An 11,711-nucleotide genomic window follows, 5' to 3' on the forward strand; every position below is an offset into this window, starting at 1 on the left:
CCCCGGCCAAACACATCCACCCACCCGGGCAGTTGCTTGGTCGGGCCGCCGGTTCCCGGGGTGGTCGGCCTGCGTTCAGGACCTCCACCCACCCGGGCATTCGCCTGCCGGGCCAGCGGTTCTCGGGGTGGTCGGCGGCTGCGCGGATGGAGTTCGGCGCGGCTGGTGGTCGGGCCGTAGGTTCGGGGGGTGGCTGGTTGTTGCTGCGCCTGGTGGGGTTCGGGTGGCTGGTCGCCGGGCTGGTGGTTGGCGGGCTGGTGGTTGGCGGGCTGGTGGTTCGCGGCTGCGGCCGGGAGGTTCGGGGGCTGGCCGCCGGGCCTGTGGTTTGTGGGGTGGTGGGCGGCTGCGCCGGTGGTGGTCAGTGGCTGGTGGCTGGGCTGGCGGTTGGTGGGGTGATCGGCTGCCTTGCGGGCAGGTCTTGTTGGCAACCACCAGGTGCCCGGGGTGGGGCACCGCTGTCGCGGTGCCCCTCGGGTTGTTGGAGCGGCTGGCCGGCCGGGCTGCGGGATCAGCCCGTCTTCGCCGGGCGGGAGGGCACCACCTGGACGACCCTGGCGCGGCGCCAGCGGCGGCCTCGGCCTGCGGACATCAGGCGGGACGCCAGCACCATGGCGGGGACCAGCAGTGCCACAGCGGTCACGCCCACGCCCGCGAGCACCGGGCCGAGTTCGTCGTGCGGTGCGGCCACGGGTGGTTGGGCCGCGGGGGGTGCGACGAGGGGGCCTGCCGGGGCGCCGCCCTCGGCTGGGAGGACGGCGGTGACCGCGGCCATCGGGTTGACCGTGCCCCAGCCGAGGCCGGGGTCGGGCAGGGCGGCGGCCGGGTGGTTGGCGGTGGCCTCCAGGCGGTGCTTGACCTGTGCCGCGGTCAGGGTGGGGCGGTAGGCGCGGACCAGGGCGGCGGTGCCCGCGACGAACGGGGCGGCGTAGCTGGTGCCGCTGCCCTGCCAGTGGCCGGGGCCCTTCGGGCCGGTGCTGACCACGTCCACCCCGGGGGCGACCAGGGACAGGTAGGGGCCGGTTTGGGAGAAGTCCGCGCGGGCGCCCGCGGCGTCGACGGCGCCCACCGCGACCACGGTGGGGTAGGACGCCGGGTACGTCACCGGGTCGCCGTCGCGGGCGCCGTTGGATGCTGAGGCGACCACGACCACGTCCTTCGCCGCGGCGTGGTCGATCGCGGCGGCCAGTTCGGCTGAGGGGGCGGTGGTGCTGGCCGAGACGTTGATGACGCGGGCGCCCGCGTCGACGGCTGCCCGGATGCCGCGGGCCATGCCCGTGGGGGTCAGGGCGCCGGGTTTGTCCTTCTCGGCGGAGGTGGCGACGCGGACCGGCAGGATCGTGGCGTCCGGTGCCACGCCCGCGAAACCCGTGCCCGCCTCGGTGCGGGCCGCGATGATGCCCGCGAGGAACGTGCCGTGGCCGTAGCAGTCGCTGTCGGCTCGGCCGCCGCCCGGGGTGATCACGTCGATGCCGGGCAGCACTCGGCCGCCGGAGAGCTGTGGGACCGAGGAGTCCACCCCGGTGTCGACGACCGCGACGACGACACCGGCACCCCGGGTGACCGGCCACACCCGCTGCGGGGCCAGTTGCTTCTGCGCCCACGGCACGTCGGTGGCGCTGCCCTGGGGCGCGGGCAGGCAGGCGTCGCTCGTGGCGGGCAGGGCGGGGACGGACTGCTGGGCGGAGGCGGTCGGGGCCAGCAGGACGGTGGCCAGCCCGGCGGCCAGCGCGCACCGCAGGGCGCGCATCAGGCACCCACCGCGGTGCGGTCGGCGCTCGCGTGCTGCCACCGCACGAGCGACGAGGTCAGCCGGGCCGCCGCCTCCGGGTCGTCCACCAGCCGGAGGGGGGCCCGCTGCCTGCGGGCGAGCACGCGGTCGAGCTTGGCGAGCACGGCGAGGTCCTGTTCGTCGAGGTCGGTCGTGGTCGGCAGCTCGCCGGGGGCGAGTTCGCGGAACAGCGCGGCGACCCGGGGCGCGGCGGGGCCCTCGCGCTCGGGGTCCTCCTCCCCCTCCGCGGTGCGCACCGCCAGCGCCTTGAACCGGCCCGCGGCGGCGAACACCGCCTCACCCACCGGGCGGTTGACCAGCAGCTCGGAGGTCCGGCGCGCGGTCGCGGGCCAGATCAGCACGTCGAGGTCCGCACCGGGCACGGTCACGTCGAGGTCCATGCTGGCGCTGAGGAACCCCGGTTCGGTCAGCACCACCCCCGGGGCGGCCTCGTGCTCCGCGGACCCCAGCCTGCCCTGGCGCAGCACCGCGCGGCGGTGGACGGGCAACCTGCGGATGCCGGAGACCAGGCACGGCAGCAGGCCGGTGAGTTCGGCCCCGTCACCGGCCCGCACAGCCTGGTTCAGCTCGGTACCGGCCAGCGGTCCCCGCCCGAGGTACAGGCACACCGCCACGTAGTCGGCCTTGATCCCGGCGGCCCCACCCTGCCGCAGCGACGGCCAGGTGGCCAACGCCGCGTTCACCGTCGCCAACGCCTCCCCGAACAACTCACCCGCCGACGCGGCGAACCGCGCCTGCTCGGCCGCCGAACTGGACCGGTCCGCCAGCACCAGCGGCACCACCGCGGCCACCGCCTCCGAACCGGCCTCCCGCACCGCCCCGACCGGCGCCGCGGGCTCGACCGGCTCAACCGGCGCAGCGACCTCGACCGGCGCGTCGGGCTCGGTGGTCACCACGGGCTCGACCTGCACCGGCGCGGGCAACTCGTCGACGCGCTCCGCAGGCCCGGAAACCGTGGGCACCGGCGACGACGTGGTGACGATCGGCGGCGCGGAGTACGAGACAACCGACGGCCGCGACGGCACAGCACCGCCCTGCTCGGCCGACCGGGCACCCACCGCGGGTGCCGCATCACGCTCGGCGGCAGACCGGAACTCCGGCCCCGGAACGGCCCCGGGGGCTGCGGAGTCCGAAGTGGACTGAACCGGAGTGGCCTCGGCGGGCTCGCGGCCGGCGGCACCGGGCACCACGGGGATCGACCCACCCGGGTCGAGAACCGCACGCGGCTCAACCGGCTCGACCGGAGCAGGTGCGGCCTGCGCGGGTGCGACCGGAGCAGTTTCGGAGTGGATCGATCCGAGCGGCTCGCGCGGCGAAACCTGCTCGGCAGGAGCGGGCGCGGCCGGGACGGGACTGACAGGGGCGGCCTCGGCCGGGGTGGGTAGATCCAGCGGCGCAGCCGAGACGGGGGTGGGAAGCGGGCGGAGCGAAGGCACCGGGCCAGCCACCGGGGCAGGGAGCGGCGGCGCGGCAGGCACCGGACCGGTCGCCGCAGCAGGGTCCACCGAGGTGGGCAGCGGCCGGGATGAAGGCGCCGGGCTGGTTGCTGTGGCCGGGTCCGCTGCCGGGGTGGGGCGCGGCTGGGCAGGAGGCATCGGGCCGGTCGTGGTCGCGGGGTCCGCTGGAGTGGAGATCGGCTCAGACGAGGAACCCGGGCCGGTCGCCGGAGCGGAACTTGCCGCCGGGGTCGAGAGCGGCTGGGGCGAAGGCACTGGGCCCGTCGCCTGGGCGGGACTTGCCGCCGGGGTCGAGAAGGGCGGGAGCGAGGGCGCCGGGCCGGTCGCGGTGGTGGGGCGGGCCGGGGGGTTCGGTTCGTCGGTCGCCGCTGCCGGGCGGTGGGGGTTGTCGGGGGCCTGGTGGGGAGGGGTGGGCGTGGAGGCGGTGATCGGGCGGAAGCGGATGGTCGCCTCTGCGCAGGCAACCGGGCCGGACACGGTCGCCGGTACGGCGGGGGCGGGGGGCAGGTCCGCCGTCCCGGAGCGCGGGCCGCTCGCGGTCGTGGCGAACACCGGCGGCATCGTCCCGGCACCGTGCGAGGGGGGCGCGGTCTGCGGGCGGGCCTCGGGGGTCGGCTCGGCGGGGGGCGCGTGGTCTGCCGGGCGTTGGTCGTGGTCGGCGCGGACGCGGGTGAGGGTGGCTGCGGCGTGGGCGTCGAGGGTGCCGAGGACGCGGATGCGGGCGGCGGCCCGCTGGTCGGGGTCGAGGGCGCCCAGCAGGTCGTCGGCGGCGGTGAGCATGGGCAGGTCGACCGGTTCGCCGGGGTTGCCGAGGTGCAGGAACCAGCGGGTGGGGTCGAAGGGCAGCGGGTCGGGGGCGGCGCCCGCGGTGGACGAGTGCAGGACCAGGCCGGAGGGGACCACCTCGGCGACCACGCCCGCGGGCACGCCGTCGAGTGGGCGGTAGGCGCGGACGCCGTGGCGCACCCAGCCCCGGGGTGCGGGGGCGATCTCCACGACCTGCTGCCCGCCACCGTTGGTGAGCTGGCGCAGCAGGGTGGGGAACGGGCGGAACCCGGGGTCGCCGTCGGCGGCCGGGACGACCGTGGAAGTGGTGTCGACCGGCATCCCGGTGGTGAACAGGACGTCCGCGCCCGCCTTGGCGGCCAGGTCGCGCTGCCAGGCCGACGAGCAGACCTCCGGCACGGCCGGGACCAGCACCGCCCGGATCGTCCCCAACCTGAGCAGCACCGACGCCACGGATGCCGGGGTGGGGACGGTGTCGCCGCCGCCGACGACCATCCTCGGGAAGCGGTGGTCGCCGACCACGGTGAAGGCGGGGTCGGTGGCGTGGACCGGTTCGGGGCTCCCGGCGCGCACCAGGATGCCCGCGGGCACGGGTTCGACGACGAGGTCGGCGACGGTGACCGGGGTGGTGGGCAGCACCGATTCCCACGGTGCGGCGGGCCAGCGCGGGCCCGCGTACTCGGGGTCCGCACCGGCGCGGACGCGCCACCAGCCGGAGGCGCCGGTGCCGTGGCCCGCGTACAGGACGGCGGGGCCGGTGGCCAGGGGGCCGTCCGGGGCGATGACGTCGACGCCGAGTTCGCGGGCCAGCCGCTGGGCCGCCGGGTGGCCCGCGAGACCGGGCAGCCCGAGCCACAGCGACGTCGCCCGGACGTCGGCGAGGACCGAGCGCAGCAGGGTGGGCAGCAACCGGGCCAGGGTCTTCTCCTGGCGGGCCCGCTCGGAGACCACCACGAGCAACTGCCCCGCCACGGCGGGCACCCGGTGCAGCACCGGGTCGTGGCCGTGGGCGCCCTCGTCGCGGTGGCGGAGCAGCACGTGCGCGCCGATCGGCTCGGCGACGAGCGCGTCGAGCGCCTCTTGTGCGAAAAGCCGGTGCATCATCACTCCCGCCGTTGAAACTGTGTCCATTTCTCCCGCCACCCACCCCCTCTTCCCCGCCCGGCACCGTCCCCGACCCGGGGGCGGTGACTTCGCCGCGGCGGTCGCGTGCCGGTCCTAGGACGCGGGGGCCGGTCGGGCGACCGCTTCCAGGTCCTCGACCGTGAGCAGGGTGAGGTCCACCGAGTCGGCGGTGGTGCTCGTGGCCAGGCGGGAGGCCTGGCGGTCGGTCATCCGCTCGAACACCCGGCGGGCGGTGCGGCCGTTGCCGAACGTGCCGTCCTTCGGGATGTCCTCGAAGTACCGCAGCAGGGCGTTGACGACTTCCTCGTCGAGCCGGTAGTCGTGTCGCGCGCACTGCGACTGCACGATGGTCACCAGTTCCTCCGCGGTGTAGTTGGCGAACTCGATGGTGCGGCTGAACCGCGACTCCATGCCGGGGTTGGCCGCCAGGAAGCCCGCCATCTCCTTGGAGTAGCCCGCGGCGATGACCACGATCTCGTCGCGTCGGTCCTCCATCAGCTTGACCAGGGTGTCGATCGCCTCGCGGCCGAAGTCGGGGCCGCTGCCGCCGCCGCCCTGGCTCAGCGTGTACGCCTCGTCGATGAACAGCACCCCGCCGAGGGCGCTGGTGAACGCCTCGGTGGTCTTGATCGCGGTGCCGCCGATGATCTGCGCGACCAGGTCGGCGCGGGCCACCTCGACCAGGTGCCCCTTGGCGAGCACGCCGAGCTGGGCGAGGATCTGGCCGTAGAGGCGGGCGACGGTCGTCTTGCCGGTGCCGGGGGCGCCCGCGAACACCAGGTGCCGGGCCATCGGCGGGGCCGACAGGCCCGCGTCCTGGCGGCGCTTGGCCATCTTGTTGAGGTTGACCAGCGAGGTGACCTCGCTCTTGACCCCGGCCAAGCCGACGAGGTTCTGCAACTCCACCAGCGGGTCGGACCCGGCGGCGGCCCGCTGCCTCGGGGCGTCGGCCTCGGGCGGGGGCGCGTCGGCGGTGGCCGCGGTGCCGAAGGCGTCGGGGGTGCGGTTGCCGCCGCTGATCACGTCGAGGACCTCGATGGCCGAGCCGGGCCGGGTCTGGCGGACGCCGCTGCCGCGGTTGTCGCGCACCGTGCAGCCGGAGACCCGCACCGATTCCTCGGTGTCGACCCGGATGCCGTCGCCCGCGCCGGAGGAGAACTCCGAGTCCACGACCGACCCAGAGGAGCCCTCGGCGAACAGGCAGCCCGCGCCCTCGCTGCCGTGCACCCGGCACCGCAGCACGGAGACGTCCGCGCCCGCGCCCGCGTGCACACCCTCGGCGCCCGCGGCCTCCACCGCGGAGTCGACCAGCGCCAGCGCCGCCTCCTGCACCCGGACGCCCGCGGCGGCGGTCCGGCGCACGCCCAGCCCGCTGACCGAGGGCCGGGCGCCGCCGGTGACCACCAGGCCCGCACCGCGCCCGCCGTCGACCTCGACGTTCTCCAGGGTGCCCCGGGCCCCGCCCGCGATCTCGATGGCGTCGCCGTCGCAGCCGACGACGCGCAGGCGGCGCAGCAGCGGGTCGGCGCCGTCGTCGAGCAGGACCCCGGTGGCGGAGCAGCCGGAGACGGTGGTGCGGTCGAACTCGGTGACGCTGCGCCCGCTGACCGCGACGCCGACGCCGTCGACGTCGGCGACGGCGCAGTCGGAGACGCTGCCCGCGGCGCGGCCGCCGAAGTACAGGCCGCGGCCGCGGGTGCCGCGCACGGTGCAGCCGCGCAGCACCGGCGCGCACGCCTCGGCGACGAACACGCCTTCGCCGCCCGCGCGCTCCACCGTGCAGTCCTCCAGCAGGACCTGGTCGCTGCTGGCCAGGTAGAAGCCGATGGCGGCGACGCCGGTCACCGACAGGCGCGACGCGGTGAGCACGGCCTGCTGCTCGACGGCCACGGCGGGTTTGCCCGTGCCGGAGACGGTGGTGTCCTCGACGGTGAGCCTGCCGCGGCCGTTGAGGCAGATGCCGTTGCCCGCGGCGGTGTCCACCGAGCACGCCCGCATCAGCAGGGCGCCGTCGTCGGCCACGACGACCGCGGAGGTGCCCAGGTCGACGAAGCGGCAGGTGTCGAGCACCCCGCCGCGCGGGGAGGTGACCACGACCCCGGCGCCGACCGCGTTGCGGATCTCGCAGTCGCGCATGACCACGCTGCCGTCGTCGCGGGCGAACACGGTGGCCCAGCTCGACGCGGCCAGCGAGCACTCGGTGAGGTCGAGCTGCCCGCCGCCGACGAGCACCGCGGGGCTGTCGGCGTCGGCGGCGACCACGACCAGCCCGGACAGGGCGGCGGAGTCGGCGCCGAGTACGACGGCGACGCCGGTGGTGGCCACCAGGCGCACCGTGCCGGGGCCGTCCTCGGCGGTGATGGTGACGGGCCGGGTGATGACCAGGTTCTCGCTGTAGCGACCGGGGCCGACGAGGATGACGGCGCCGTCGGGCGCGCTCGACACGGCGTCACCGATGCTGCGGTGGCCGCGACCGGGGGTCTGGGAGACCAGCACGACGTTCCGACTCACGATCGGTTCTCCTCCGCTCCGCTGTGGTGCCCGGGACTCGCGCGCTCCGGACTGCCTTCGGCCGCGCACCGGACCCGGCCGGGTGCGGTGCTCCTCGGTCTCGACGGGGAGGGACCCTCGCGGGCGGGCCTCCGTCACCGGGCCGACAACACCTCCACGTGCCGCCGGTCCGGTTTGGTTCACCGGTCCGGCGAGCGGTGTGCGCCCGTGCACCGGTCGCGCCGCCCCACCGGCGGTTACCGCCCCTGGTCCGCTTCGCGGTCGACCGCCGCGATCGACCGGACGACCTCGGCGGGCATTCGCATGGCGGCGGGGCCGCCGGGGTTGAGCAGGACGTCGATCCCCTGTTCGGGCAGCGATTCGGCGAGCTGCCGCACGTCCACCGGAAACCAGTGGGGGGCGTCCACTCTCGGCCGGTGGCCGGGCGCGGTGGTCACCAGGACCGCGTGGGCACCGTCGGGGGTGGGGCCGACGACCGCGTTGCCCTCCTCGTCCACGGCGATGCCGAGCACGGCGTCGCGCAGCAGGGCGGGCAACTCGTCGGCGGAACCGCCGCGGGCGGCCTCGCGCAGCACCGCGTCCACCGGGTCGAGCGGGGAGTCCGGTGAGGACGGCTGGTAGACGGGGTTGGGTTGGAACCTGCCCCGGGTGCCGTCGGTCACCGGCCAGGCGCCGAGCACGGCGGACACCGGGGGGTCGGGTTCGGCGGCCGTGGAGCGCCACTCGTTGTCGATGAGCAGCAGCAGCCCGTCCTCCACGGGCTCGGCGGGTGTCGTCGTCACGGGATTCCCTTCGGGGTTCGGGTTCAGCTCAGGCCGGGCAGCAGGCGGAAGCGGTCCGCGGCGGCGGCCGGGACCCGCTCGCGCGGCTCCTGGCGCGCCCAGCGGTCGACCGCGCGCTCCAGCGAGGTGTGGGCGAAGCGGTCCAGCGACGACCGGTTCGACTCGGCCCCGCCGTCGGCGTCGACCTCGGCCGGGGAGAGTTCGCGCAGCACGATCCGACCGCGCTCACCCGCCGCGGGTTCGCTGAGGTCGAGCACCTTGAACCGGGTTCCCGGCAGGAACAGCACCCGGTCGGTCACCGCGTCCTCCGCCGGTTCCAGCGGTGCCGTGCGCCTGCCGGTCATCGACCACACCAGCAGGTCGACCTCACCGCGCTGCGCGGCGCACGGGGCGGCCAGCAGGTGCAGGAAACCCGGCTCGACCACGACCTCCCGCTCGCGGTAGGACTCCCACTGCGCGGGCGTCGGGGACAGGGTCGTCACGGTGCCGCCCCGGTGGACGGGCAACCGCGCGGCGGCGGACGCGGCGCAGCGGCCGAGGCGGAGCACCGGCGCTCCCGAGGCGTCGCGCAGCGCCGGGTCGAGGTCGTCGGCGCCACCGGCCAGGTACAGCCGGAGGGAGACCGCGTCGGTGAGCGCGTCCTCGGGGGCGGCCGGGTCGGTGAGCTTGGGGTGGCGGGCCAGCACGGACGCGGTGGACTCGGCGGCGGCGAATTCCGCGGCCCAAGTGGCTCGAACCCACGCCCGCTCACCCCCCGGCTCGACGTCAGCGCCCTCCGGTTGCACCACCGGCTCGGCCTCAGCCGCCGCCATCTCGATTCCGGCACCTGCTGGGCTCGCCACCGGCTCGATCCCGGCGTGCTCCAGGTCAGCAGGCCCGATCCCGGCGCCCTCGGGGAACACCACCGACTCGACCTCGGTGTCCACGGGGACCGCCACCGGCTCGGTCTCGGCGCCCTCCGAGGCGGCCACCGGCTCGACCCGGTCGGCGTCCGGGGGTGCGTGCTCGGTCAGCGGCTCGGTGAGGTGACCGGTGACCGGTTCCCAGACCTCGTCGGCGGCGGGGTCCAGCGGTTCGGCGGGCCGCTCGCCGTCCGCTTCGGGCAGGTGGATGGCGGCGGGCACGGGGGCGAGCACGCCGCGGAGGATCTTGCCGATCAGCCCGTCGTCGGGCTCCCCCACCGGGTCGGCGGGCGGGGCCAGGTCCTCGACCGGCTGGGGGCGGCGGGGGTGGGCCAGGACCACGGTCTCCGCGACCGCCGCCACAGCGGGCGCCGGGCCGACGGCGCGGGCGAACCGACCTGCCCGCGCGGCGGTGACCGGGGGCTGCGGCGCGGTGGGCGTCGAGTCGGTCCGGATGAGCTGGGCGAGCCACGGCAGGTCGACCTCGGCGGGCACCGCCGGGGCGCTCTCGTCGGCCGGGTTCTCCGATTCCGGCGCGGCGCGTTCGGTCGGGGCGGGGACCACGCGGTTGACCAGGCGGATCTGCACGTCGAGCTGCTCGGCGACCGCGCGGGCCAGCTCGCGCACCCGGTCGTCCGCGTCGTGGAAGAGCTGGTGCGCGGCCGGGTCGACCGGTGCCGCGCGGACCGCGGCGGCGTGTGCGGGTTCCTCCGGGGAGCGCACCCAGAGCCCGGCGCGCACGACCTCCACCACCGCGTCCGGCTCCCACCGGTACACCCCGGGGGTGACCTCGTCGAGCCCGTCCACCGGCGCCCGGTGCCCGCGCAGCCGGGGTGCCGCGGGCTCCGCGCCCGGTTCGTGCGGGAGGTGGGAGAACAACTGGGCGAAGGTGTCCCAGCCCAGTGAACCGTTCGGCTGGACGGTGCGCACGCGCGGTGCGCCCGGGTCGCCCGCGGGGATGCCGTTGTAGCAGGCGACCTCCTCGCCGAGGACGTCGGCGAGGGCCTGGCCGAGGTCGTGCCCGGCGGGCAGCCGCACCGAGCCGTAGCGGGCGAAGCGGGCCCGGGCGCGGTCGGCCGCGGTGAGGGTGGACCAGAACCGGGCGACCGCGTCGAGGGTGAGCGGGGGCAGGTGCTGGCCGCCGAGGACCAGGGTGAGCGTCCCGGGGACCTCGGGCACGGTGCCGGTCAGCTCGGCGCGGTTGACCGCCAGCCAGCGGGGCTCCCCGTCGGGGCGCAGCCACACGCCCGCCGGGAGCGGTTCGGCCGTCTCGGGTTCACCGGGGGCGCGGCTGCGCGCCACGACCGACGCGAAGTCCGCCGACCGGGGGAAACCCGCCCACCCGCCGTCGCGGCCCGCCCCGACGAGCAGCACCGCGGTGGCCCCGCGCGGCAGCGGCTCCGCGGCGACCACGACCGGGCGGTCGAGCCGCGCCGAGAACCAGCGCGCCGCGTCGGCCGGGGAACCCACCTGGGTCCCGGTGAACACCAGGCGGATGCCGCGGGGACCTCGGGGCAACGCGGCGACCAGCGCGGACCTGGTCGCGGTCGCGGCGGAGGGCAGGTCGGCGACCACCAGGTCGCGGTCGACGTCGGCGGGCAGGGCCGGGGCCACCGCCCGCGCGACGTCGCCGATGCCCCCGGGCGCGTGCAGCACCAGCGCGTGCCCGACCGGGGTGGCGGCGAAGTCGACGTGCTCCTGGTGCCGGGTGCGGAGTCTGGCCAGCAGCGACATCGGGTCCCTTCCGGTCGACCCCGGTGGGCGCGGGGCGGGGGTGCTCTACCCCCTCCACGGACCGGGGAGCCCGCCAGGTTCACCTGCCTTCCCCACTCGCAAGACAACAGGATTACGATCCGGTCTGCGTTCCGGTCGGAGCGGGACGCGCGGGGCTCCCCGACGAGACGATGAGCCCGGGAACGGCCAGGCAGAGCACAGACGCAAGGGGAATGCGGCAGTGGGCTACGGGCTCGGCATTGATCTCGGCACGACCTTCACCGCGGCCGCGGTCGCCCGGGAATCGGGCACGCGGATCGTCCCGCTGGGGCAGGAGGGCATCAGCCCGTCGCTGGTGTACGCGCGGGCGGACGGCACCCTGGTCACCGGCGAGGCAGCCGAGGCCGAGGCGACCGACCCCGTGCGGCTCTCGCGCGGTCACAAGCGCAGGCTCGGCGACCCCACGCCCCTGGTCATCGGCGGTGCCGCCTACTCCCCCGCCGCCCTGCTGGCCGCGCAGCTACGCGACGTCGTCGCCGCCGTCACCGCCCAGGAGGGCGAGGCGCCCGAGTCGGTGGTGCTGACCTGCCCCGCCGTGTGGGGCCCGTACCGGCGCGAGCACTTCGACGAGGTGCCGCGCCTGGCC

The 11,711-nt window shown here is 76.4% G+C and carries 5 protein-coding genes and 1 pseudogene; 1 reads left to right on the top strand and 5 read right to left on the bottom strand.

Annotated elements, in window-relative coordinates; all coding sequences use genetic code 11:
* Positions 1-508 precede the first annotated feature (508 nt).
* From mycP to UO65_RS20220, 5 genes are all read right to left on the bottom strand, one after another.
* Positions 509-1,747 (bottom strand): type VII secretion-associated serine protease mycosin, encoded by a 1,239-nt coding sequence (mycP, locus tag UO65_RS20200; protein ID WP_084175942.1) that lies wholly within the window; start codon positions 1,745-1,747, stop codon positions 509-511.
* Positions 1,747-5,133: a hypothetical protein gene (locus UO65_RS33480; protein WP_152552179.1), complete on the bottom strand. Its 3,387-nt coding sequence runs from the start codon at positions 5,131-5,133 to the stop codon at positions 1,747-1,749. Before UO65_RS33480 ends, mycP begins: the two co-directional genes overlap by 1 nt.
* A 117-nt stretch (positions 5,134-5,250) precedes the next feature.
* Complete coding sequence (locus tag UO65_RS20210; protein ID WP_052021403.1) at positions 5,251-7,668, bottom strand: right-handed parallel beta-helix repeat-containing protein; 2,418 nt, start codon at positions 7,666-7,668, stop codon at positions 5,251-5,253.
* Between the two features lie 236 nt (positions 7,669-7,904).
* A complete protein-coding gene (locus tag UO65_RS20215; protein WP_052021404.1) occupies positions 7,905-8,450 on the bottom strand; it encodes a type VII secretion system-associated protein in 546 nt (181 codons plus the stop codon).
* Positions 8,451-8,473: 23 nt separating this feature from the next.
* Positions 8,474-11,086 (bottom strand): hypothetical protein, encoded by a 2,613-nt coding sequence (locus UO65_RS20220; RefSeq protein WP_035284989.1) that lies wholly within the window; start codon positions 11,084-11,086, stop codon positions 8,474-8,476.
* Between the two features lie 220 nt (positions 11,087-11,306).
* Between UO65_RS20220 and UO65_RS20225 the strand changes: the two are divergent.
* Positions 11,307-11,711 (top strand): annotated as a pseudogene (locus UO65_RS20225) (Hsp70 family protein); the annotation flags it as partial.

It is taken from the genome of Actinokineospora spheciospongiae (assembly GCF_000564855.1).
Taxonomy (GTDB): domain Bacteria; phylum Actinomycetota; class Actinomycetes; order Mycobacteriales; family Pseudonocardiaceae; genus Actinokineospora; species Actinokineospora spheciospongiae.